Raw genomic sequence first — 24,360 nt, 5'->3', positions numbered from 1 at the left:
GAGGTATAAAACCTCACCTACATCATTGCAAACACCACTCTCAACAAAAGCGTAGGTGCGATTTTATATCGCGCTTTGGCTTTTAAATAAGGCCAAGCTCAACACCTGTAGGCGCCCAGCTTGCTCGCGCGAAAAGCGTAGCTTTTAAATTGTAAGCCGGAATTTATCTCGCGCTTTTAATTTTAATTTGTAAATATCGCGTTGATGCTGGCAACCAAAATATGAATTACTTACTCAAAATGCGTGTATTTATTTTCTAAAATTTAAATAAATGCATCCATATTTGGTAGTTGTATTATTTGCTCACTCAGCTTATTTGCAGTTTTATTAATTATTTTTATGCACAAATCAATGTGTGCTAATTCAGCAGTAGACAAGTTATTTTTAACAGCAGAAACTTTAGCCGTATCAATTGCAGCTAATACAGAGTCAACAGTTTGACTCATAAGTAGTTGCATCCGTGGTAGTGAAATAGCAAATTCATCAGCAAAATCAGCTAACATGTAAGCTGTAATCTCATTAGTAAAATTGCCTGCACTTTGCGAATTATGCTCACCCACTGACATAGCATAACACCTTGATATTTTGGGCTGTAGATAGCCCATATCACGGTCAATGCTTCCCTGCTCAATAATAGCCTCTATATTTACCAAGTCGTAAAACGGCGTAAGCTCTAAACCATTTTTACCAACAAAAAAACTAATGTTTTTGCCATGAGCATCGTAATTACGTACTAAAATATTAAATGTCATCCAACGAATAAGCTGAGCCTCATACGCTTGTACATTCGTTGTTTTAACATTAAATAGTTTTGCAAAAGAAACGCCATCTCGAATATAAATACCATCCCCATCATCACCATGCTGACGCTCATATTTATAAGAAGGAGGTAAATTAGTGGCTTGGCAACCATCAATAATATGACGACGTAATACACGGTTTTGATCTTGTGTAACGCGCCTATCAAAGCGATCTATTACAAATACTCTTACATCTGCATAAGTGCGCAACTCAACATGGGGAACATTGAGCCCCGACTCTTTTGCCAAAAGCATGGTAAAAAGTTCATTTACTGCAATGAAAGGAGCGGTACCTGTTTCAAATTTAAAAATTTTATTAGAACATAGCTCCCCTTCACCAAATCCTAATTTACTATCGATTTCGAGTAGGTTTAGTTTGTCTTGAACGCCAGCAACAGAGAGCCGAGTTCGGCCATCCCAATGAGTAATTGACTCGCCAACTTGTACAAAGCGTTTAAGTTTTTGGCTTAGCTCGTCACTAGGGTCTGTTGTTCTTTCAAGGTTAAATTTGCAGCAGCCTGTTTGGTATTTAGGCAAGGCAGAGCCTATGCAGTGTGGTATTCCCCATAAATGGGCGATAACGTAGCATTAATGCCAAACAGGCGCTGCCCAAAGGGTTCTTCCTAGGAGCTATTTACTCTTTGTTGCTCGGTTTTTACTTAGCCCACTAGGTTGCAAATCTCGCGCCGCGATTAAATAGCTCCTAGTTTGGACAAATTTTAATCCGCAAAGATCAACAGACCCTAGTTACTTCACGAAAAGATGTTTGCTTTAAAGCACTGTTACTTGCTCTAAACGACAAAGCGCCTGACGTTTCCTCGCCAATTACTTTAATCAAACCAAACGTATTATTTTTAGAGATAGTAGTACTACTTATAATCTCATCAAGACCTTTGCCCTCGGGTAATAAGTTTTGTAAATAATTACGCACATCACGTGAGTCAAAATCACCATTGAGCGGTAAGTGTGGTGAAATAGCAAACCCCTTATTAATCCACTCAGGCTCATAGGTAAATGTAATTTCATTTTCAGAGCCTATATCAAGGGCTATCGCACCTATCTTCTGCGTATGCCCAATAAATACATCCAAGCTGTTTTTTTTAATACCACTGCTCATCGCTCACCTCTTCGTTGTTATTGTGGTGCGACTCGTCATCACTGACAAGGCTAAACGACAACCCCAAGTATTCCATCACTTTGAGTACATTAAAAAACTGCACATTCACATCACCTTTTTCTATTTTTATCAGCGTAGGCTTTGAAATATTAAGTGCTTGCGATACATCAACCAGCGTAAGCTTCATGCCTGTTCGCTTTGAAGTAATCGCTTTAGCGAGTCGCACCGACGAAAACGGCTTTGATAGATCAGGCATTTCAGTGCGTTTAACAACTCTTCCAAGTGTTTTTTTTGCTGGTAATTCACTCATTAAAGGTCAACTATAGTTTACTTATACAATTTATTTTAGGGTAGCCAATCCAAAAGTCAAATATAACTTACTTTTAAGTTTGAACGTATATTTACTACCCATAAGTAAACCTTAACTTACTTATAGGCAGTAAAATAAAACCCAACTCCATAAGTAAAATATAGGTTACTTATGGAAAGTTAATGACATTTTGAGCTTAATAGCCAAGCTAAACACCTGTAGGCGCCCAGCTTGCTCGCGCGAAAAGCGTAGCTTTTAAACTTTTACCTCATTTAAAATATATGCGCTTTTAAAGGCTTTTTTAACCGCTGAGAATATTCACGATTAAGATTAGGAAATTGCTTATACATCATCGTTTTTAATTGCTTTTCAGATAGCTTATTACAGAGGGATTCTTGCTCAGCAAGCATTATATTCTTAAGTAACACTCTCCCTGCTTGAGTATCCATTAAAAAGTAAATTGCAGCCCAACTGCTTGCATACAACTTACTGATGTCACCTTTTTTCCATGAGTCATCCAAACCCACTAACGAATCAATCAAAAATACACTTTTAGTAATATTGTTATTTTTCGTCCATGAACTATTCGACTCAACACTAGGGCGTGTTGACCTTTGTGGATTGAAATTTGTTCAATCTAGGGGCGATTTAATCGCGGCGCGAGGTTTGTAACCTAGTGGGCTAAGTAAAAACCGAGCAACAAAGAGTTAATCGTCCCTAGAAAGAACCCAAAGGGCAGCGCATGTTTGGCATTTATGCTGCGTTATCGCCTATTTATGGGGAATAACCACACTACATAGGCTCTGCCTTGCCTAAAAACCAAACATACAGCTGCAAAATCAATCACGAAAGGTCAACACGCCCTAGCTGTTTGCATATTATTTTTAGTAAGCTCAAAGTATTCAGCAAACCCCTCATTAAACCATCTAGAGGTGTAACCTAAAACTGCTTTATTAATGGCGTGCACTGCCTCATGTACCGCAGTTCGCATTGCACTGTGTGCATTATCATAATGAATAAAAGCAGAATTACTCGCGTGAAAATACATACCCGCAGTGTTTGTAGAGTCACCACCGCGTTGCTTAATTGCTGCCTCATAAGCACGACGCGTAGGCAATACCGTTAAATTAAGCTTTACCTTTTTAAGTGCATGCACGCCAATAATCTGCCCGTATACTTTAAATACAGTATTAAGTTTTATACGTAACTCTTGGTTAAATGACGAAGGTAAATTAGGCGTATTTAAAGTTAGGTCAAAGTAATCTAACGGTTCAATAAAACCAGTATCGTAAGTTGCTACTGCAAAATCCGGTTTTTTATCACTAAAATGCGGCACACCGTCACTGTCTGTCCACGTAAATATATCGCCATTACGTTTATATTTAACCTTACCCAACGACACATCCACGCAGCGCGTATTGTTAGCTTGCAATAAGTGATTATCGGCAGGTACTGATACACTTTGTAAAGTAGCCGTGCTTATATTTTTGAGCTGTTTAGTTGCTAAAGGTTCAGTAGTTACCTGCGACGATAAACTACTATAAATTCGTTTAACCTCGCCTATAGGATCGTGATAATTAAATACCCGCCCAGTAAAATGATTAGCAATGAGCGCCGATGCAATTAGCAGCACAAAAAATACAAACACCACGCGCAATTTTGTTTTAAACATCTTTATGGGCGCCCTTGCCACTGTGCTTCAAACAACTCTTTTTGCTTACCCCTATATTCGCTACACCATACAAAGTCGGCCGAATTCATCCCTTTCTTACGGCAACGTTTGGGCAATTTATAAAATTTTGACCAAGCATCAAGCTTAGCGGCATCTTTATAGCTATCGCTGTGCAAAGACATGTTTGATACTTTTTGATTGAGTAACCAATTGCTATTAGGCGTACGGGTTGGGGTAGAAGAAGTAGCCTGATAAGCACTACCACTCTTTTTAGGCTTACTGCAGTGATTAGCAAGTAAGGTAAATAGCGTTTTATCGCGCGCAGTTAAACGCTCACCTTCTTTATTACTGTAGCCACTTCTAAATTGAGACCGAATAGCTTCGCGCTGCTTTTTAATGCTATCGCATTGAGCTTGTGTGTAAGCCTCACCAGCTTGAGGAAAAGTTGTAAATACGCTAATAAATACCAGTAAAATCCATTTAATCATTATTCATTCCCTGAATTAAAACTTTAAAATAGTGTACCTATAAATGTGAAAAAACACATCAACATTACTAATCCAAAAAGCAAAATTAAAGCTATGGGTTGAGTTCACCTTGTGTCTTGGTTTTTATAAAACACCTGCAAAGTATAAAACCTCACCTACAATAATTAAACCACCACACTCAACAAAACCGTAGGTAGGATTTTACATCGCGCTTTCTCTTTAGTAACTAGCTCATTCCCCCAATCAACAAGCAAAGCTCACCTAAACACCTGTAGGCGCTCAGCTTGCTCGCGCGAAAAGCGTAGCTTTTAAAATAATTTACAAATATCGCGTTGGCGATGGCAACCAAAGAAAGACAAGCGCCGGTCTCTCTTTGGAATCACACGGCACCCCTCAAGTTCACTTACCCTTAAACAAATAATTAATATGAACGTAAACGCGATGAACGCACATCCATGTGCAAGCATCGCTTTCCTCGAATCCATGAATTACTCATTAATTATGTGTTTGCAGGTGAAGTTGAAGGGGATAATTTCTTAGCATCATCATTTGATTACTCTCTCGGCTAATACTTAACTCACACGTTTGTACTTAATTACTAGTAACTTAGTCGATTAATACTTGTAGCTGTACCGCATTTAAGTAAACTAACTACTCGCAAACAGGGAGTGGTTTTAATGCAGCAAATTGGTATTTACGAGCAGTTAATTACGCAAGTAATTAAGCAAAACTTAAATCGTGATCAATTTTATGTGGGTGAGCGCCAGCTTGAAACGGCCGAAGCCGCAACATGGCTTTCACGCTTTTTAAGTAAGCTTGTTGAGCATGCAATAAATGCCATTCCCAACTCGAACGAGCGCCTACAAGAACAGATTAGCCTAGCTAACAGCCTTGTACTTTGGCTTAAAGATCATATTCGCGATGACGAGCTAATTAACGAAAATCTTATCGACAGCCAAGGCCGAATACTTACCGCGCTATTTAATACCCAAAACCCTATTGCGGCCAACCTCAAAGATTACTCAAGCGATATATTCCCACTCACAGGCCTTACGCAAAGCGAGTTATTTAGCGGTGCTAATGCAGGTATATCGCTCGAAACCGAGCTAAAGCGCGAGATTAAATCGTCCGACACTATTTACTGGCTTGTCTCATTTATAAAATGGACGGGGCTGCGCATTTTTAAAAATGAGCTTGAAGCGTTTACTAAAAGCGGTAATAAACTCAAAGTTATTACTACTTCGTACATGGGCGCAACGGATGCTAAAGCCGTTGAGTTTTTAGCAAACCTACCAAATACCGAAGTAAAGCTAAGTTATAACAATCAGCAAGAACGCCTACATGCTAAATCCTACTTATTTATGCGCAATACGGGTTTTCATACAGGATATATTGGCTCGTCTAACTTATCGCATTCGGCGCTTACCAGCGGCCTTGAATGGAACTTAAAAATTACCGCACAAGAAATCCCGCATATAATAGCTAAAACCAAAAGTACGTTTGAAACCTACTGGGAATCAAAAGACTTCGAGCTATTTACAGGCGCTGTTGAGTGTAAAGAAAAGCTCATTAATTCACTTAACGAGCAACGCGGTGTTGGGCAATCAAGCAGCCAGTTTTATTTTGATATAACACCAAAAACGCATCAGCTCGCTATTTTAGAAAAACTAAGTGCTGAGCGCAGCGTACATAAGCGTTTTAAAAACTTAGTAGTTGCCGCAACCGGCACAGGTAAAACAATAATATCGGCGTTCGACTTTAAAACTGTTTACGATAAAAACCCAAACGCACACTTTTTGTTTGTAGCCCACCGCGAAGAAATACTAAAACAAGCGCAAAGCGCTTACCGTGGCGTGCTTAAAAATAACGACTTTGGCGAGCTGTGGGTAGGTAACTACAAACCACAACGCTATAACCAATTATTTGCATCCATCCAAACGCTTAATAGCCAAATTGAATCGCTTAATTTAACGCATGATTACTACGACTACATAGTAATAGACGAAGTACACCACGTAAGCGCTGCTAGTTATCGCGCAATATTAAACCACTTTACGCCCGCAATATTACTTGGCTTAACCGCTACACCAGAGCGACAAGATGGTGCAAATATACTCGATGATTTTTGCGGGGTAATAGCCGCTGAAATTCGCTTACCAGAGGCAATAAATCAACGCCATTTATGCCCATTTCAATACTTTGGATTGGATGACGACACCGACCTAAGCCAAATGACATGGCGTGGTGGCCGTTACGATATAAGTGAGCTAAGTAACCTTTATACAGGGGAGAACAGCCGCGCTAACAAAATTATATCGAGCCTTGCTGATATCGTAACCAATGTTCAAACCATTAAAGCACTCGCGTTTTGCGTAAGCCAAAAACACGCTGAATTTATGGCTAAAAAGTTTAACTTAGCAGATATAAACGCCGATGTACTCACCAGCAAAAACACCAATGAGCGTGCAGCCAAACAACAAGCACTGCGCCAAGGCGAAATACAAATACTTTGCGTGGTTGATATTTTCAACGAAGGTGTCGATATTCCAGAAGTCGATACTTTACTGTTTTTACGCCCAACTGAAAGCCTAACGCTGTTTTTGCAGCAACTAGGCCGTGGTTTGCGTTTACCCGACAACAGCCAAAAGCAATGCTGTACCGTGCTTGACTTTGTAGGTAATGCTCGCCCAGAATACGACTTTGCCAGTAAATTTCGCGCACTCATTGGTAAAAGCAACCAACCGATAAAAACCGAGATTGAAAACAACTTCCCGCATTTACCGCTGGGTTGCCGTATTGAGCTACAAAAGCATACTCAACAAACAATATTAAAAAATATTCAGCAAGCTATAAACTCTAAACGCCGTTTACAGCAACTTATAAATAGCTATTCGCAACACACTAATGACGCGCTTACGCTAAGCAATTTTTTACGTATAAACCCGCAAGTTACTCTTGAAGATATTTACAAACCAAAAGACAAAAAGATCGGCGGCTGGCATTGGCTAAAAGGCGATGAAATTCCAGTAGAACAAACCGATATTTATGCCGCGTATTACCGCGCAATCAACACCCAATTACTCGGCTGCGACTCGCTCAGTTACTTGTGCTTTTTACGTGATTTATGTAATAACAACTTTAGCTTTATGCCAACAGCACAAAACCAACAGTACGCGCTTATGGCGCATTACAATTTTTGGGATGGCACTGGTAAAAGCTTGGGATTTAAAACGCTTGAACAAAGCTTACAAGCACTTAAACACAAAGAGCTACAGCACGAACTTGCTCAAGTAATTACGCTATTAATAAACCGCATACACCAGCAAGAAAGCGATTTAGCATGCCTATCTAATCACGCAATAAAATTACACAGCCGCTACACACGCCAACAAATACTCGCAGCATTTAGGGCGCACTCGTTTAATAAAAAATCGACCGCTCGCGAAGGCGTTTTAGAATTAAAAAATCAAAACCTAGAGCTGTTATTTGTAACGCTGAATAAATGCGAAAAAACCTACTCGCCCACAACGCTGTATCACGACTACGCAATCAGCCCTACTTTGTTCCATTGGCAAACGCAAAACAGCGCCCGCCCAGAACACGGCCGTGGCCTTAGTTATATTCAGCACCAAAAAACAGGCAAAACCATCCTGTTATTTGTGCGCGAACAAGGCAAAGATGAAAACGGCAGAACTATGGGATTTGTAAACTACGGCGAGGTTAAATACCAACACCACAACGGTAGCCAGCCAATGAATATAACGTGGGAGTTAACCAACCCCATGCCAAGTGAAATGTGGCATGAGGCTGGGAAGTTAGCGGTTGGATGATAAATAAAGCAGACAAAAAATGACTGCTATATTTTAAGTGTGAACATCACTCAATATCGGTTAAAAGTTTTGGGGTACCAAATTGCTTTAGCGAGCCACCCGCCTGCTCAATAACTTTCAACCAAAACAATTTAAGTGAATTAAGGTCTGCTTGAGAAGAATATGCTCGCCCACCGTTTGCGTAGCCGCCACCTATAACAAATACATCTACTTGAGCTAGCGCAGTTGGAGAAACAACTGCTGAATACTTTGCAAATTCATCATCCGCATTAATGGCTCTAATACTGCCTGAAGCATAAAAACTAGAAATATCAGAATTTTCCAACATATCAGATACAAGAATCATTATTCTACGTTGAGTATTATTTTTAATATAAATAGCTGAAGATACATCCAGTATTGATCCCACAAGCTCAGTTTTAGGATAACTTTGATCGCTATCGTGGAATGAAGCTTTCAGTTTTTCATGAACCAGATCAATAGCTTTATTGCTTTGCATCTCCATACATTTATCAAATTTCCCTAATTTTATACGGTTCATTGCATTGCGCTGTTCCTCCTTGAGAGGCTGGTCAAATTCTCCTTCAAATGCAATGTCGGTATAGTGACCTTGTGCATTTGCTGAAAAGGAAACTATTCGAATGCGATCACCAGGACCTAAAAGTTGCTGCACTTGTTTATGGACACTTTTTTTAAGATTTGTATCTAAATTCACTGTCTGATCGACTAAAACAACAACATCTCTAATTGAGGTAGCTGGTTTTAATTCAGTCATATCAGCGTAAGTATAACAAGAAATAATGTCATCTCTATCCGTCTCAGCAAAGGCTAAAGAGCTAGTCATTACTGCTAGCAACATCAATTGCTTAATCATAATTTACCTTCTGCTTTTAATTTTTCAAGAACACGAGCTCTCTGCTCTTCTGGAGTTTCTTGTTTCTTAGCCTGTGCTTCGGCAAGAATCTGCTTTTCTAGTTCTTCATCACTTAACGATTGCTCTTTTGTTTCGGTAAGAATCTGGCTCTCAATCTCTTCATCTGTAGGTTGTTCAATCCGAGAATTAGAGCTCACAGCTTTAAATTCATCCGCCGTAACTTGGCTAGCAGACTTAGAAATAATATCTGAGTGCTCACGCTCTCTCTCAAGCATAGTTTGTGTTTGTCGATTTCGACTTGATAAAGACTGTTCTGACTCTTGCTCTACATACCTAAGGAAAGTTCGGTCAGATGCCTTCTTAAGTAAATCTGATACACTGCTATTCATAGTGCTATCTATAAGCACTTTGGCCATACGAGATTGCAAGTCTCCAAGTGTTTTTTGAGCACGTTGTGATATTCTCTTGCTCTTTGCATCCATTGCAGCTTCATATTGATTTTTTGTGTTGAACTTGTGTGTATTCTTCCAAGCCGACTTTGAATGTTTACCTACAAAACCAAACTTAAAAGAAACCCAAGTAGCGAATGCTTGTAAAACAATAAATAAAATAGCAAGCATACCAAATGTAGCCCAGCTACCTTCTTTTGTTGCCTGACAGATCTCACTTTCACCTTTTCCTACAGCTTCTGCTGAAACTTTCTGAGACTCAAGCGGAGGTGGTGGTGTTGAACTATATAGGTCATCCAAGCTTGTTAAAGCTGCATTTGATGTTGCTGAACTAGGTTGGCACATTGCATCTTGTGTTTGTGCAACTTCGAGTGTTTTAACTCGAACAAAAGTAATGATGATACCTATAGCAATAATTGCGACTAAAGCACCTATTGTAAATGTATGTTTCTTCCTTGGAGAATTAACATCTAACCGATTAAGCCGTTGCTTATATTTTGGTCCATTTTCATCAGTAAAATTGTCAATTTCGTAGTCAAAATCGATATCATCTAAAGTTCTAGGTCTACTTTCTGTATCATCAACTTGCCAGTTATTACGTATACGACCAAGAATGCCGTTACGATAAAGCTCATGACCCATCATATGAGTCAAAAATGCAAGAATAACTGCAAAAGCAATTGCCACAATCCAAGTCATTGTAACTCGTGTATTTTCAGATGCGCTTAAGTCAATGAAACCAGCCATTGTGTAGCTAAAACCCCAAGCTTCTAAAACGAGAACTGCAAACAAGCCAAGCATCAATAATGTACCTAAGGGCTTCCTCCCTGATTCACCTACAATTGATAAATATTTTTTACTAGATTCGTAATAATCTCCATCTTTATGAATTTGAGAGTACAATTCACCATAGTCTTGACAGACAACTGTTTCTGAATGAAACCAGCGTCCGGCAGTATCTGGGTTTTTAGCCAGTGAACGTAATTTACTAAATAAAAAGTTATGATATTTAAATCCTTTCCACCACAAACTAACAGCATCCCAGTTGGTGTATGCAATGTACGCAAAAATAGAAAGCGTAGCAGCGATAACAATAAGAATATCGCGATAAGTTTGTAATACACTGAATAAGTCCATCGTTTTATCCTTTTACTAAATTCATGTTGAATGCTTTTGCCATTAATTCATTATTTTCTTGATAAATAACAGCACTAGCTTGTGTCTGAGTAGAACCATTGGTACTAAATACCACATCACTACAGCGCATTAGTGCATTATCATCCTGAGCAAACATACGAACTAAAACAGTTCCGTCTCCACGGTATGTTTCTACACTTACAGGGTATTTAAGATCAGCCTTAGTTGCGCTGCCATCATATTGTTTATAGAAACTGAAATATGGTTTATGCGTAGGGTTAAGATTATTCTTTTCTATACCGATAGGACCAAGTGTTATTGCTGTAGAACCAGCCATACCGTACCATGCAGTTCCAAAAAGATTACTAATACTGTCTGCAACTTTAGCTTTCTGAATAGGCCTTCCGTTATATGGTTTAAGTGAAGATTGAACAACTGGTGCCGCATAGGCACAACTTCCCATAAATTCGGAATCGTCAGCATTTGCAGCTGTAAAAAAAGTCATAAACGACTCTTCTTCTCTTTCACCCAAAGCTGTTATCACATAACTCTTATCAAACTCTTCAAGTTTAACTCCCTGTAACCCAAGGCTTGTAGAGTGCTGATTATTACTTACAGACACGGTGGGGGTAGGTAGTGATTTTTTAGTTTTAACTTTAACAGGAAGGTCATTTATTACATTTTCAATACGTGTTTTCTTTGCACTTGCAACTTGGATAACCTGCTCATCTGATACAGTATTCGCTTGAGCCGACTCGCCGGTTGTATCTATGAGCACGTCTATTATTTCAAAGCGACGATTTTTGCTTTTTCCTTCATTCGTTAAGTTACTCGCTACAGGTTGTGACTCGCCCACACCTTCAAAAAACAGACGGTTCTCATTTACGCCAGCATTTACAAGTTCATTAGCAATAAATTTTGCGCGCTTTTCTGATAAGCGTTGGTTAAACGCTGCAGACCCTGAACTGTCTGTATGCCCAACAACATATAGTTTTGAAGCTGGATCAAGTGATTTTACATAACCTTTGAGAAATTTTTGTAAGTTTGCAAGTTGTTCAGAATCTGTTATTTGGGCTTTTCCTGAGTCGAACATTGGCTTTTCGGTGGATAATGAAAGCTGAGACGCTATCACGTTTTCAGTGGCGTTTTCTGAAAAGCTAGCCCCATTAGCTTCGTTATTAGAGATACGCTCAAATTCTGGTTTTAATGAGCTTTCCTCTGCAAGTTTGGCTAACTCCTCTTCTCTTTTATCTAAATAGTAGCCTGCGCCACATCCAGCAATAAAACCTACCCCTGCGCCCATGACTGCTTTTTTTGGATCGCCTGTTACCAAAAAAGTACCTAACGCACCAACTACAGCCCCACCAACACACCCTATAGTTGTGTTAGATATATTATTTGTAGCAGCACAACCGCTTAGTACTAACGGAGCTGCAAGCACTAAGGCAGCAGTTCTATGGATTTTTTTACATTTCATTTTTTATTTTCCTTTTTGAAATGATTACTTTTAATTTATACAACGCAAAAATAAACTGCAATTTAAAGCTTTGCCTGGAAGCTGCGCACCTAAAAATGATCAAATTACTCTGGTACTATTTGTTTAAACCGTGCGAACGTTCGCATGTTTTCATCTGCAATCATTACTTCGTAATCTGGATTTTGAGCAATTAGCTCGTATTGCCCATTCGATAGTTTATTAACTTTGCGCAATAAGTACTGGTCATCTCCGCCTATATCATCTCGCTCTATCGCGACAATTTGGCCACGTAACGATCCGGCTTTATCGGATGTTATAAGCTCAAGTAGCAGTAAATCGCCATCGTAAATTGGGTTTTTACCACCGTTCATAGAGTTGCCCGATGCGCGTGCTAAAAAATGCACGTTTGGATCAAGCTTGCCCGCGCCAAATGGTGCGTCCATTAATTCCATATCGCTTTCATCCCCTGTTTTAAAATGTCCGCAGGCAATTTTAATATTGGGGAAGTACGGTAGTTTTAATGCGTTATCTTGCTCTTTTACTGTATCTGCAAGATCTTTAAACTCTAACTGAGTTACATTGTCAGCTTTTTGCTCTGTATTTTGTTTCGTGGTTGGCGTTTTAACTTTTAGTCGCTGGCTGTATTTAGCTAAGGTGTATTCAACCAGCTCTAACACGGCGCTGTTTAGTAATTCGCGTTTTTCTGCGGTTACGTCAAACATGGCTTTTACGGTGTCGTTTTGTAAGGTAAACCATTGAGTGCCGTCTTTATTTTTATTGGTGTAGGCTTTAATTGGATTTTTACGCCAGTAGCTTTGCCATGTTTGGGAATCTGCAGCTGCTTGCTGTTCTTTAATAGGTAAATCGTGTTGCTTTAAATTTGGATGGCGCGCGAGTACCTTTGCGCTCATGGCTGCAAGTTCTGCAACTGTTGGGGATTTAGCAAAGCCATTTAAAGCGACATAAGCTTCAAGCAAAATAGCTTTGAAGCATTTGGTCATACTGGTTGTTTGTATGCCTTTATGTAAAAAGTCGTAAAACGGCGCTAATTGCTCAGCACTTTGCTGTGCTTCGTCATCAATGTTTTGTGTTTTAGCAATTAGCTCAAACCAACTAGTATAGTTGCTGTTTATCTTTTTTATATCGCCGTAGTGGTAGTAAAACTCACTTAATGTGGGTAAATGCCCAAGTTGTTCAGCCAGTTGCATTATATCTTCTAACGCTGTGGTGCGTTGTGATTTAGCAAGTTGTTGCCAAAAGTCGGTAACTTTTAAATCAATATTTATAAAGCAGCCATCAGCAAGGTTTGGTTTTTTAAGCTTTTTAACTACACCAGTTGGCGTGGTTTCATGAAGTAGCGCATAAGGTTTATTTAAAAAGCTGTGGTGGTTACCAATAAAATCGAGCACCACTAAATGTGTTTTACCTTCGAGGGTGCGTAAACCCCGCCCTAATTGCTGTAAAAAGAGTATTTTAGAGTCGCTTGGGCGCAACATTAATATGGTATCAATGCTTGGTAAATCAGTCCCCTCGTTAAACAAATCAACGGTAAATAATACTTCAACTTGACGCTGTTCTAATTGTTTTAGTGCATCATTACGGCGTACTTTTGACTGGTTATGTACAGATAGCGCTTTTACACCCGCATTATTAAATGCAGCCGCCATATAATCAGCATGTTTAGTAGATATACAAAAACCTAATGTGCGCTGCTGTTTGTATTGCTGCCACTGTAAAAGTGCGTGGTCTGCCCGTTTTTCGGTTGCAAATTTGTTTTCAAGTGCTGTTGGATCAAATCGGCCATTACGCCACGGAATAGCTTGGTAGTTTACGTTTTCATCCCAAATACCGTAGTAATGAAATGGAACTAACGTTTTTTGGTCTATCCCCTGCGTTAAGTTACGCTCAAATACTAGGTTGTTGTCGCATAACCCTAAAATATCAGCTTGGTCGGTACGCTCTGGTGTAGCTGTTAAACCCAGTAAAAACTTGGGTTCAAAGTAGTTTAAAAGCTGGCGATATACGCGCGCACTTGCATGATGAAATTCGTCAACAATAATGTAATCAAATGCTGTTGGTGCAAACTGCTTTAAGTGATTACTTCGGCCAATGGTTTGAATAGAGGCAAATAAACACTCAGCGTTTTTGTCTCGCTGTTTACCGTTATAAAACCCAGTAGATAGAGTAAGTAATTCAGAAAAAGTACGCTGTGCTTGCAAAAGTATTTCTTCGCGATGCGCTACAAATAAAACGCGTTTAGCTTTGAATTGTTTTACATCAAATGCACTTAACCATGTTTTACCCATGCCCGTTGCTAATACCACTAAACCACGTTTAAAACCCTCTGTACGGGTTTGCGCTAGGGCATTAAGCGCTTCAATTTGAGCTGGCCTTGGTGTTTTAGCTTCATTCTTTTCAATAACTTGCTCAGCTGTATCAGCGTGGTTTACCGATACAAACTGCTGTGTTTTACGCCTAGTAATGTAGCTATTTATCCATTCATGGCTTAAATGGGTAACAAATTCGTGATTAAAAATATTTTCAAAAGCTGTGCGAATACTTAAAAACTGCTTTGCTGCTTGGCTTGTTTTTGGTTGTGTATAATCGTGTCTAAAATTCCACTCATGACCTTTGGTTAATGCGCTGGCACTAATATTACTTGAGCCAATAAAGGCACAGCCATCAGTAATCTCTTTTTGGTCGTTTGTTTTTATAAAAATATACGACTTCATATGAAAACTTTGATTACTGTGCGTTTGGTAAATACGCACATCGGCTCCACGATCTACTAATGCCATAAGTTCTCTCAACGCATTAGGGTGAGTAATATCAAGGTAGTCTGAGGTAAGTAGTTTGAGCGTTGCGCCGCTTTGTAAAGCTTCGCTTAGGGGGTCGAACAACAGTGCTAAGCCACTTGGCTGAATAAATGAAACTGTAATTTCAATCTCAGTGGCATTGTTTATGGCATGTACAAGGTTGGGTAATAACGGATCATTATCACCCGTAATAAGCTGTCGGTTATTATTCTGCAGGTGTTGATGTTCGCTAAAACTATTCACTTATAATTTCGCTTTGCTATGCGTTAACAAGGCATTTAACCATACTTCGCTTTCGCGCCCTGGGCGCTGATCAACACTTTGCCAGTGCTTCATTATGCTCAATTGCGTGTGCTGATTGATTAAATCACTTAATAATTGCTCGGTTAAATCGGTAAATTCACGACCATTATGCACACGTTCTGTATCGCCATATTTAAACGATATATACAAAACGCCATTCGGTTTAAGCGCATTTTGTAGGTTTAAAAACACCTGCGGTAACTCAGCCTTTGGAACGTGCAATAAACTAGCGCAGCACCAAATCCCGTCGTATTGATTTACACTATTTAGCTCTTGGAATGTTTTAACCGCCACAGGTTGCTGTAAGTAACTGCTTGCCAACTCTGCCAGCTCTGGGCTTGCATCAAACGCACTTACAGTGAAACCCTGCGCTTTAAAAAATGCGGCATCGCGCGCACTGCCACAACCGGCATCTAAAATACTCCCGCGTTGTGCAACGTGCGGTAAAAACTCAGCATAAAGCGCCGACATATCAACGTTAAGTGTTGAGTCGCTAAAAGCTTTGGCGTTTTGGTTGTAATAAGTAAGTGTGGTGTTTGACACGAGACTCACCGCTCCTTGGCTAATCGTTTAACAGCTAAGGCGCTGTTAATACTGCATTCATTATTTGTTTAATCTACAGGAACAAGCGCATTAAATATAGGCTTAATAAGTAGAAATTTTTAAATTAATACGCCGTTGTTATTAAGCACTGATGCTGAGTGATACATACGCAGTATAAAATTTAAAATGCAATACAAACGCCCTTATCTGTGTTCCTCTAGTGTGTTGTCAGATTCCAAGGGCGCTTGCAATCCTTAGTAACGAGATATTAAGCCGCCTCTCATTAAAAATCTCTGCTCTAAAACACCAACAAACAAATTACCAATAACTTTTAAATCATCACTTTTATTTGCAAACAAGCCAAATACCGCTAAAATAATCATTAACACCTTAATGACCGAGTAGGCACTCATTAATGAGATCGGAACAAGCTTTAAAAATGGCGCAGCGATTAGGGGATTTAATACGCCAGCACCGCACTTTGCATTACACGCAAAGCACCTTTGCAAAAATGATTGGTGTGTCGCGCTCTACTGTGCAAAAACTTGAGCAAGGCGAGACAGTTAAAAGCGATATTTTATTTGAAGCTTTAGTCGTGTTGCAATTACAAGGATCGCTCCTTGATGAAATTAATGAATTAGCCGCCGATGTAGGTGGCTACAATGCACGGCAACGTAAAACCAATAAAGCGCAGGTTATTAACGATGACTTCTGAATGTTATGTGTTTATTGACGGGTTTGAAATTTATTATTTCAAGTATGGCGCTTTACGAACACAAGCGACATTGATGCTGCACGCTTAACAAGCGTGATTTCTACTATTGAATAAAAAACTCAAAAAGCGGTTATGCACTTCAAAATTGAATCTGCGTTATGTTTAGCGCGATATAAATCACGCTAAACGTTTTTTGTTACTTTTTTCTTAGCCAAAAAAGACTCGCAGGCACCGAAATCCACGCCTGCTTACCTAACGAATCAAGGTAAACAGCTACTTCTTCTTTACTGCCTGGGCTGAAATATGACGGCTGTTGTTCTTTTAGTTTTTCTTGTCCGGTGAGTATTTTGCTAAAGTGTTTATTTTGCTGCTGGAGCATTTTTTTGTATTCGTTAGCGGGTTTTGAATCACCATGCATTACAAAAGCACTTAGCGCACGGCTTGCTGTTGTGTGTAGTTCTTGAAAATCAAAGTCGGCCAATAGCGCTTCTAACTTTTCCCATTGTTTATTAATAATTAGGCAGTTCATTAATAAAAAGCGGTTTGCTTGATTGTCGTTTGGGTTTAGCTTTAATAACTCTTCGAGTTCTGATTGCGCTTTTTGGGTATAACCATGCAGTGCGTGTATTTTTGCTCGATGCGCGCGAAGCATCATATAAGGTCGGGTTTCGTGCAAACCCCAAAAGTACCCGGTGTTGTCTTTAATAAACTGCTTTGTTATGAGCCCACTTTCCATTATTTCTAAAAGCATTTGCATTGGCTCAAGTGCTTTTAGCTCGGTATCGGCAAGTACTAGTTCAAGTAGTTCATCAAATTCATCTAATTCATTTGGCTCTTCGTCTAAAAAGTGGTTGTTAAATTCGGCTTCGTTTTCATCAAATACTGCTCGCTCGTTACTAAATCGAAGTTCAAAAATAGCGTCGGCCATAAAATAAACATAATTACGTTTATATTCTTGGGCGTTGTATTGGGCAAATTCACCAAACTCTTTTGCGGCGATTTTGGGGCTTGTAAATGCTTTTAACACTGTAGTAAAGCTGTTTATAGAACGTTTTTGCTCTGTATTGAGCATGCGTTTATTTATATTTTTAAGCGCCTGTAAAACCCCTTTACAGTAATTTGGTAGGGGCATATTCGGCTTTAGTGACTCACGGTAGTCTTGTTTAGATAGGCTGCATTTTGCTGGCATTTTTAATTCGTTTTGAATTATTTTATCCATGCTTTGGTTATACAGAGCCATTAAGCTTTCGAGGTATTTTAGCTCAGTCTCGTTTTGAATATTAAACTCTCCAAATAGATCTGGGTGCCACTCACTGGGAACAAGTAGTTGAGGTAATACACCTAATCCCATTAAGTAGCCTTGGATAAAGTAATAATCTGGTTTTTTAGTGCTTAATTCACTGAGTTTTATAACATCACTGCGTATTTTGGCTGGTGACATAACGTGCCCTGCTATGTATAAATTTATTATTAGTGTACCCATAGATAAAGCTACCAACAACGCTAGTTTAGTTGTTTTATCCTAAAAATGAATTTTTAACGGAATATTTACAAATTTAACAAGCCCGCGCCGCTAAAATACAAAAGCTGGTTTATACTGTTGTAATAATAAGCAAAAATAATAACTATGAGGCGCAATGAATAAATTAATTACTGTATTTTTATGTTTGCTGTTTACGGCTCCGTTTAATGTGTTTGCTTGTGAGAGAACCTTTAGCGTGGCATCGCACGATGCTTTTTGGCCACCTTATGTAATGGGTATTAACGGTAAACTGCAAGGCTCGGAGGTTGATGCGCTTAACATTATATTTGCTGACTCCCCTTTTTGTTTTGAAGTTAAGTTACTACCAAATTCTAAGCGGGCTTTTATTGAGCTTAAATACGGCCGTATTGATTTAGGATGGGCAGCAAGTTATACCGATAAACGCGCTAAATATGTGCACTTTAGTGATACCTACCGAACTGAAGTTATGCGTTTGTACGAAAATACAAACAATCAGCATAACGTTAAAAACCTCGAAGATATTTTTAAACAAGGCCTTACCGTGGGCGCTAACTTTGGAAGCTATTACGGCGAGGAATTTGAGCAATATAAAACTAAATATAAAAAGCAGATTGAATACACTAGTGCAACTAGTAAGCGCTTTGAAATGCTTAATAAACAACGTATTGATTTTGCTATTGAAGACGAGTTAGTGGGGGCTTATTTTGGCAAAAAAGGCTCAAATATAAAATTAGTAACCAATATTGAGTATGTAAACAAGGACGACATTTATTTAATGTTTAGCAAACAAACGGTGTCGGTTACTGAGCTTGCGGTAATTAATGAATATATAAACAAAAATAAAACAGCACTTAAAGCGTTGTTTGAACACTAATTTAAGGAGTGTAATGAAAACTTTATTTTTAGCATTTACTACACTGCTATTTACTCACTTTAATGCCCTTGCGTGTTCAAAAACATTAGTAATGGGCACTAACGAAACTAATTGGCCGCCTTACCTTGTTAAGCAAGGTGATACATTTTTAGGCGCAGAAGTGGATGCTGCAAACGCTATTTTTAAAGATTCAAAATTTTGTATTAAATGGACTTATTTTCCGAGTTTTTCACGTGTTCAAGCTGAGCTTAAAAATGGCCGAGTAGATATGACCTACGCGGCAAGTTATACAGAACAACGCGCTCAATATGCGCATTTTAGCTTGCCTTACCGCGACGAGGTTATGCGGCTTTATAAACATAAAGATACGCCTGATGTAACAAGCTTAGCTGAGCTTTTTAGTAAAAAGTTTACAGCTGGTATTAACCGTGGGAGCTTTTTTGGTAACGAGCTTGAACAGTTAAAAACTAAGTATCCAACACAGGTGGTGCTTACTGCTCAAGCAAATAATCGATTTAGTATGTTAGATAAAAAACGAATTGACTATGTTATTGAAGACTCTGCTGTTGCACAGTACTTTGTAAAAAAACATCCCTCAATTACGCAGGTAAAGTCTATTACACCGATTAACGTTAACAACGTACATTTTATGCTAAGTAAAGAGTCGCTAACTCTTGATGACGTGGCAACCGTTAATCAATTAATTACTAAAAATGCAGCCGCTATAAAGTTAATTTATCAACCTGTGCATTAAAGCATGGGTAATAACTTAGCTCTTTGACTGCAACACTTCTTTAATATTACTGTCGGTGGTGCTTACGCTCCCCTCTGTAAGTAAGCAACACCGCTCACGCTAAAAATAGTGGCTTAAAATCGAGAATTGCCGTTATTTTCGCTTGGTTATAAATTAGCTGCCTTTTATCTTTCATTCGTTGTGGCTGATCTGTATAATTCGCCAGCTAATTTACCCTATTGTCTGGTTCTTGTTTGTGGCGTTTTGCTGCAGCGTACTCCTGTCAGTACTAATCTAGGATTACCCTTTTTGATCTCCACCGCAAATATTACGATGCAGTTTGGCGCAGAGCCGTTGTTTGAAAACATTTCAGCTAAATTTGGTAACGGTAACCGTTACGGTTTAATTGGCGCTAACGGCTGCGGCAAGTCGACTTTCATGAAAATTTTAAGCGGTGCGCTTGTTCCAAGTGCGGGTAATGTATCTATTACTCCAGGGTTGAAATTAGGTAACCTAAGCCAAGACCAGTTTGCTTTTGAGCAATACAGCGTTGTAGACGCGGTAATTATGGGCGACGTGGAGCTTTGGAAAGTAAAGCAAGAGCGCGAACGTATTTACTCGTTACCAGAAATGAGCGAAGACGACGGTATGAAAGTAGCCGATCTTGAAAGCATATTTGCTGAAATGGACGGTTACACGGCAGAGAGCCGCGCTGAAGAAATTTTGCTTGAAGCGGGTATCGATAAAGAATTTCATTACGGGTTAATGGCAAACGTTGCTCCAGGTTGGAAACTACGTGTGCTTTTAGCACAAGCGTTATTTGCAAATCCTGACATTTTGCTACTGGATGAGCCTACCAATAACTTGGACATTCATACAATTACGTGGCTTGCTAACGAGCTTAACAAACGTAAATGTACGATGATTATTATTTCGCATGACCGTCACTTTTTAAACTCGGTATGTACACACATGGCCGACATTGATTACGGCGAGCTGCGTATTTACCCTGGTAACTACGAGAAATTTTTAGATGCTGCGGGCCTACAACGCGAGCAACTTTTAGCTGAAAACGCTAAAAAGAGCGCTGAGATTGACGAGCTACAAGACTTTGTTAACCGTTTTGGTGCTAACGCTTCTAAAGCTAAACAAGCAAGTTCGCGCGCTAAAAAAATGGATAAAATTAAGCTTGATGAAGTTAAATCTTCAAGCCGTATGAGCCCATCACTTTCGTTTGACGAAGGTAAAAAAATGTATCGTCAAGCGCTTGAAGTTAATAAGCTTGGCCATGGTTTTGATGGCGAAACATTATTTACTGGTGGCGACTTACTACTAGAAGCTGGCGCTAAGCTTGCTGTAATTGGCGAAAATGGTGTGGGTAAAACTACATTTTTACGCTGTTTAGTAGACGAGCTTAAAAGTAATGAAGGCGAAATTAAATGGTCTGAAAATGCGACCTTTGGTTATTGCCCGCAAGACAGCACTAAAGATTTTGAAAACGATTTAACGTTGTTTGATTGGATGTCGCAATGGCGTACAGCTAAGCACAACGATTTAATGGTTCGTGGCATGTTAGGCCGTTTGTTGTTTACAGCAGACGATTCAAACAAAAAAGCGCGTAACTGTTCTGGTGGTGAAAAAAACCGCCTGTTATTTGGTAAGTTAATGATGCAAGACGTTAATGTGCTTGTTATGGACGAACCAACTAACCACATGGATATGGAAGCCATTGAAGCGCTTAACAATGCGCTTAAAGACTTTGAAGGTACGCTTATTTTTGTAAGCCATGACCGCGAGTTTGTATCGTCATTAGCTACGCGTATCATTGATATTAAAGATAAAAAAGTAATCGACTTCCAAGGTACGTTTGACGAATACCTAGCAAGTTGTGAAGAGAAAAAAGCGTAAACTTTTTCTTATTGCTTATAAAGCGGTGCTAAATTTAGCGCCGTTTTTTTATGTGTGGTGAAAGTTAAATTTTTAGAGGCCATAACCCCTGTAGACGCGCAGCTTGCTGGCGTTTAAAAGCAACGCTTTTACAATAGGTGGTTGAGTAATTAGAAGCTGCGCTTCTCGCGTGAGCAAGCTCTACGCCTACAACAAAATTTAACACTGCGGTTTGATTTAACTTGTAGACGCGCAGCTTGCTAGCGTTTAAAAGCAACGCTTTTACAATAGGTGGTTGAGTAATTAGAAGCTGCGCTTCTCGCGTGAGCAAGCTCTACGCCTACCGTGAAACTTAACGCTGTGGTTTAATTTAACTTGTTGAACACCCTTTTTTATCTATATTTATAAAAACCAATAAATTAAAACCTTTATGTACTCCTCTAAAAAATTATTAGTTGGGCGCCACTCTTCTAAAAATAAATTTTACTCTGTAACAATATGCACAAAACAAAGAATTCCGTTATTTAAAAACTTTGAAAATGCATGTACTGCGACAAGAGGCTTGGTTTATATGCAAAATAAGGTGGATACAATTTGTTATACCTTAATGCCAGATCATCTTCATTGGTTATTTCAATTGAAAGATTTACCGCTTGCTGATGTTATGAAGCAGTATAAAAGCATTACCACTGTGAAAATAAATAAGCTCAATTGCTCTACAGGGCCAGTTTGGCAACAAAACTATTTTGAGCACCAGCTTAGAGCAGAAGATGATTTAATTAACCAAGCACGCTATATCATTTCAAACCCGTTACGCGCTGAGCTTGTAAATGATGTTGGTGAATATCCATTTTGGGATTGTGTTTATCTTTGTGATCATGAGTTAAGTAATTAGAAGCTTCACTTCTGACGTGAGCAAGCTCAACGTATACAGCATCGCAGAGCTAATTATTCACATTATTTTATTGGTAAATACTGCATACATCACTGCTTTAAATCTAGTCATATTCTCCTGTAAGTCTTTGTCACTTAATGCTAATGTTTATGGAGTGAGTTATTTAAAACTTTAATGGCTAAACCAAGAGGTAACTATGTCTAATTGGGTTGAAGCAACAGTAAAAAGCGTAACATGGTGGAGCGAAACGCTCTTTAGCTTAACCGTTAATGCTAATGTAGAGCCGTTTAAAGCAGGGCAATTTACAAAGCTTTCTATTATGGATGGCGACAAGCGTATTGCTCGGGCTTATTCATATGTGAATGCCCCTGAAAACCCCGATCTTGAATTTTACCTTATTAACGTTATTGACGGTTTGCTTTCTCCTCGTTTAGCTACATTACAACCTGGCGAAACCGTATTAATAGAACAACGCGCAACTGGCTTTTTTACCCTTGATGAAATACCACAAAGCGATCAGCTTTGGATGTTAGGTACTGGCACTGCCATAGGGCCTTTTTTATCAATATTGCAACAGCCCGATGTGTGGAAAAAATACAAAAGCATAAACTTAGTGCATGGTGTACGTTTTAATAACGATTTAAGCTATCAAGCACTTATTAACGAGTTATTAAGAGTGTACCCCGAGCAACTCAACTATATTCCTGTTGTAAGTAGAGAAGAGCCATTACAAGGCTTAAGTGGGCGGATTACTAACGCAATTGAGAGCAACGGCTTGTTTGAACATGTAAAATTAAACCCTGAGCCTAGTAATGCACAATTTATGATTTGCGGAAACCCACAAATGGTAAAAGACACCACCGCGCTACTTCTCGATAAAAACTTTACGCGTAACCGCCGCAAAGCACCCGGTAACATTACCGTAGAGCAGTACTGGTAAGCTACAGTGGTGGTATTAACTACCCGATAACGTTAAAATTTGCTATGTTGCACCCTTATGCCAATTTCATCAAAAATATGATCATTCTATCGCATTAAATAACTCACTAACTGCGTTAAAAATTATTCATATAGAACAACTATATGTCATAATTTTCGCCTTGTTATAGTGCTATTTTCTTAACGCTATAATAGATCGCTTATTTAATGTAATTGGTATTACACGTGTTTAGTGTTCATTTTAGGAAAGTTATGAAACCGTTATCTATTATTTTTGCCTCGTTAATTACCACCGTTGCGCTTATTACTTACGCCGCAGAACAAAGCGAGCCTGAGCAAAAAGAGAAGCAAGTTGAAGCTCAAGCAAACGCTGAAAAACCAAAAGTTGAAGATGAGCAATCAGTAACTCAAGTCAAAGCTGACGACAAAGTAAATACGCTTGAATACAAAGCACCTGAGCTTAAAAAGCCAACAATTGATGCGACTAAACCAGACGATTCAAAGGTATTGGGTAACGAGCAGATTAAACCGACTGAAAAGCCTAAAAATAAAATAGAAAAAGCAGTGGCTGTAGCCGAAGCTGAAAAAGCAGTTACGCAAGCAAAAGAAGCGCTGACAGTTAAGCAACAAACTAAAGCTAAGCAATCGCGCGAATCACTTGCGGTAGTAGAGCAGTTAGTTAAAGCGTATAACGCGCGTAACATTGAAGAGTTTCTGCGGGTATATGCCGAAGATGTTGAGTTTTATATTTTCCCTAATGAGCTATTATTTAAAGGTAAAGAAAAACTAATAGAACGTTATGGGCTAATGTTTAAAAAGTTAAAGTGTATTCACTCATCACCCATTAAGCGCATAGTGCACGGTGATATAGTGATTGATCACGAACTATCAGAAACCTGCTCAACTGACGAAAAGGTAGTTGATAAACGTTCAGAACTTATTTCGAGTTACCAAATTAAAGATGGAAAAATAGTACGCGTACTGTTTTTTAGATAAA

General features: G+C 39.0%; 20 protein-coding genes and 1 pseudogene. 8 read left to right on the top strand and 13 right to left on the bottom strand.

Annotated features, from left to right (window positions below; all coding sequences use genetic code 11):
• Positions 1-263 precede the first annotated feature (263 nt).
• From L659_RS0115780 to L659_RS0115755, 6 genes and pseudogenes are all read right to left on the bottom strand, one after another.
• The gene (locus tag L659_RS0115780; RefSeq protein ID WP_231388448.1) at positions 264-1,337 is read right to left on the bottom strand and encodes a HipA domain-containing protein; all 1,074 of its coding nucleotides are present in this window, start codon (positions 1,335-1,337) and stop codon (positions 264-266) included.
• 196 nt (positions 1,338-1,533) lie between these two features.
• Positions 1,534-1,917, bottom strand: a complete 384-nt coding sequence (locus tag L659_RS0115775; RefSeq protein WP_029769921.1) for a HipA N-terminal domain-containing protein — start codon at positions 1,915-1,917, stop codon at positions 1,534-1,536.
• Positions 1,901-2,227 (bottom strand): helix-turn-helix domain-containing protein, encoded by a 327-nt coding sequence (locus L659_RS0115770; protein WP_029750805.1) that lies wholly within the window; start codon positions 2,225-2,227, stop codon positions 1,901-1,903. Before L659_RS0115770 ends, L659_RS0115775 begins: the two co-directional genes overlap by 17 nt.
• Before the next feature lie 272 nt (positions 2,228-2,499).
• Complete coding sequence (locus tag L659_RS0115765; RefSeq protein ID WP_029769920.1) at positions 2,500-2,769, bottom strand: hypothetical protein; 270 nt, start codon at positions 2,767-2,769, stop codon at positions 2,500-2,502.
• Positions 2,770-3,095: 326 nt separating this feature from the next.
• Positions 3,096-3,899: pseudogene (locus L659_RS0115760) on the bottom strand (hypothetical protein); the annotation flags it as partial.
• A 2-nt stretch (positions 3,900-3,901) separates the two neighbouring features.
• Positions 3,902-4,387, bottom strand: a complete 486-nt coding sequence (locus L659_RS0115755; protein WP_024591155.1) for a hypothetical protein — start codon at positions 4,385-4,387, stop codon at positions 3,902-3,904.
• A gap of 677 nt (positions 4,388-5,064) precedes the next feature.
• Here L659_RS0115755 and L659_RS0115750 point away from each other — a divergent pair.
• Positions 5,065-8,217, top strand: a complete 3,153-nt coding sequence (locus tag L659_RS0115750) for a DUF3427 domain-containing protein (RefSeq protein ID WP_024591154.1) — start codon at positions 5,065-5,067, stop codon at positions 8,215-8,217.
• A 46-nt stretch (positions 8,218-8,263) separates the two neighbouring features.
• On the opposite strand, the gene L659_RS0115745 is transcribed toward L659_RS0115750, so the two are convergent.
• The 6 genes from L659_RS0115745 to L659_RS1000000124070 form a co-directional block, all read right to left on the bottom strand.
• Entirely contained in the window at positions 8,264-9,091 is an 828-nt protein-coding gene (locus L659_RS0115745; RefSeq protein ID WP_024591153.1) for a hypothetical protein, read from the bottom strand.
• Positions 9,088-10,677 (bottom strand): hypothetical protein, encoded by a 1,590-nt coding sequence (locus L659_RS0115740; protein WP_024591152.1) that lies wholly within the window; start codon positions 10,675-10,677, stop codon positions 9,088-9,090. The genes L659_RS0115745 and L659_RS0115740 overlap by 4 nt, the downstream gene beginning before the upstream one ends.
• Positions 10,678-10,681: 4 nt before the next feature.
• Entirely contained in the window at positions 10,682-12,154 is a 1,473-nt protein-coding gene (locus L659_RS0115735) for an OmpA family protein (RefSeq protein WP_024591151.1), read from the bottom strand.
• A gap of 104 nt (positions 12,155-12,258) precedes the next feature.
• Positions 12,259-15,213, bottom strand: a complete 2,955-nt coding sequence (locus L659_RS0115730; protein WP_024591150.1) for a DEAD/DEAH box helicase family protein — start codon at positions 15,211-15,213, stop codon at positions 12,259-12,261.
• Positions 15,214-15,816 (bottom strand): class I SAM-dependent methyltransferase, encoded by a 603-nt coding sequence (locus L659_RS0115725; protein ID WP_024591149.1) that lies wholly within the window; start codon positions 15,814-15,816, stop codon positions 15,214-15,216. It lies immediately after the preceding gene.
• Positions 15,817-16,070: 254 nt separating this feature from the next.
• A complete protein-coding gene (locus tag L659_RS1000000124070; protein ID WP_269208791.1) occupies positions 16,071-16,199 on the bottom strand; it encodes a hypothetical protein in 129 nt (42 codons plus the stop codon).
• A 32-nt stretch (positions 16,200-16,231) separates the two neighbouring features.
• Between L659_RS1000000124070 and L659_RS0115715 the strand changes: the two genes are divergently transcribed.
• Entirely contained in the window at positions 16,232-16,531 is a 300-nt protein-coding gene (locus tag L659_RS0115715; protein WP_024591148.1) for a helix-turn-helix domain-containing protein, read from the top strand.
• A 196-nt stretch (positions 16,532-16,727) separates the two neighbouring features.
• Here the strand turns inward: L659_RS0115715 and L659_RS0115710 are convergent, their stop codons facing one another.
• Positions 16,728-17,972 (bottom strand): UPF0149 family protein, encoded by a 1,245-nt coding sequence (locus L659_RS0115710; RefSeq protein WP_024591147.1) that lies wholly within the window; start codon positions 17,970-17,972, stop codon positions 16,728-16,730.
• Between the two features lie 196 nt (positions 17,973-18,168).
• Between L659_RS0115710 and L659_RS0115705 the strand changes: the two genes are divergently transcribed.
• The 6 genes from L659_RS0115705 (at position 18,169) to L659_RS0115675 (ending at position 24,359) form a co-directional block, all read left to right on the top strand.
• Positions 18,169-18,909 carry a substrate-binding periplasmic protein gene (locus tag L659_RS0115705; protein ID WP_024591146.1) on the top strand — a complete coding sequence of 247 codons (741 nt, stop codon included), beginning with the start codon at positions 18,169-18,171 and terminating at the stop codon, positions 18,907-18,909.
• 13 nt (positions 18,910-18,922) lie between these two features.
• Positions 18,923-19,663 (top strand): substrate-binding periplasmic protein, encoded by a 741-nt coding sequence (locus L659_RS0115700; protein WP_024591145.1) that lies wholly within the window; start codon positions 18,923-18,925, stop codon positions 19,661-19,663.
• A gap of 288 nt (positions 19,664-19,951) precedes the next feature.
• On the top strand, positions 19,952-21,550 hold the full coding sequence (locus L659_RS0115695; RefSeq protein ID WP_076915521.1) for an ABC-F family ATPase: 1,599 nt from the start codon (positions 19,952-19,954) through the stop codon (positions 21,548-21,550).
• Positions 21,551-21,959: 409 nt separating this feature from the next.
• Positions 21,960-22,424, top strand: coding sequence for an REP-associated tyrosine transposase (locus tag L659_RS0115685; RefSeq protein ID WP_081709166.1), 465 nt, complete (start codon positions 21,960-21,962; stop codon positions 22,422-22,424).
• A gap of 196 nt (positions 22,425-22,620) precedes the next feature.
• Complete coding sequence (locus L659_RS0115680) at positions 22,621-23,364, top strand: ferredoxin--NADP reductase (protein ID WP_024591141.1); 744 nt, start codon at positions 22,621-22,623, stop codon at positions 23,362-23,364.
• Between the two features lie 251 nt (positions 23,365-23,615).
• A complete protein-coding gene (locus tag L659_RS0115675; RefSeq protein ID WP_024591140.1) occupies positions 23,616-24,359 on the top strand; it encodes a nuclear transport factor 2 family protein in 744 nt (247 codons plus the stop codon).
• Position 24,360: the final 1 nt, after the last annotated feature.

The organism is Pseudoalteromonas sp. S8-8, from assembly GCF_000497875.1.
Taxonomy (GTDB): domain Bacteria; phylum Pseudomonadota; class Gammaproteobacteria; order Enterobacterales; family Alteromonadaceae; genus Pseudoalteromonas; species Pseudoalteromonas arctica.
Note: the sequence above shows the minus strand (reverse complement) of the source record. Positions and strands in the feature narration are given on the sequence as shown.

What these genes read in the sequence shown, in the direction of transcription:
- L659_RS0115710 (WP_024591147.1), bottom strand. Translation starts at nt 17,972, where the DNA reads ATGTCACCAGCCAAAATACGCAGTGATGTTATAAAACTCAGTGAATTA.
- L659_RS0115685 (WP_081709166.1), top strand. Translation starts at nt 21,960, where the DNA reads ATGTACTCCTCTAAAAAATTATTAGTTGGGCGCCACTCTTCTAAAAAT.
- L659_RS0115745 (WP_024591153.1), bottom strand. Translation starts at nt 9,091, where the DNA reads ATGATTAAGCAATTGATGTTGCTAGCAGTAATGACTAGCTCTTTAGCC.
- L659_RS0115735 (WP_024591151.1), bottom strand. Translation starts at nt 12,154, where the DNA reads ATGAAATGTAAAAAAATCCATAGAACTGCTGCCTTAGTGCTTGCAGCT.
- L659_RS0115715 (WP_024591148.1), top strand. Translation starts at nt 16,232, where the DNA reads ATGAGATCGGAACAAGCTTTAAAAATGGCGCAGCGATTAGGGGATTTA.
- L659_RS0115750 (WP_024591154.1), top strand. Translation starts at nt 5,065, where the DNA reads ATGCAGCAAATTGGTATTTACGAGCAGTTAATTACGCAAGTAATTAAG.
- L659_RS0115775 (WP_029769921.1), bottom strand. Translation starts at nt 1,917, where the DNA reads ATGAGCAGTGGTATTAAAAAAAACAGCTTGGATGTATTTATTGGGCAT.
- L659_RS0115700 (WP_024591145.1), top strand. Translation starts at nt 18,923, where the DNA reads ATGAAAACTTTATTTTTAGCATTTACTACACTGCTATTTACTCACTTT.
- L659_RS0115705 (WP_024591146.1), top strand. Translation starts at nt 18,169, where the DNA reads ATGAATAAATTAATTACTGTATTTTTATGTTTGCTGTTTACGGCTCCG.
- L659_RS0115675 (WP_024591140.1), top strand. Translation starts at nt 23,616, where the DNA reads ATGAAACCGTTATCTATTATTTTTGCCTCGTTAATTACCACCGTTGCG.
- L659_RS0115740 (WP_024591152.1), bottom strand. Translation starts at nt 10,677, where the DNA reads ATGGACTTATTCAGTGTATTACAAACTTATCGCGATATTCTTATTGTT.
- L659_RS1000000124070 (WP_269208791.1), bottom strand. Translation starts at nt 16,199, where the DNA reads ATGATTATTTTAGCGGTATTTGGCTTGTTTGCAAATAAAAGTGATGAT.
- L659_RS0115755 (WP_024591155.1), bottom strand. Translation starts at nt 4,387, where the DNA reads ATGATTAAATGGATTTTACTGGTATTTATTAGCGTATTTACAACTTTT.
- L659_RS0115770 (WP_029750805.1), bottom strand. Translation starts at nt 2,227, where the DNA reads ATGAGTGAATTACCAGCAAAAAAAACACTTGGAAGAGTTGTTAAACGC.
- L659_RS0115680 (WP_024591141.1), top strand. Translation starts at nt 22,621, where the DNA reads ATGTCTAATTGGGTTGAAGCAACAGTAAAAAGCGTAACATGGTGGAGC.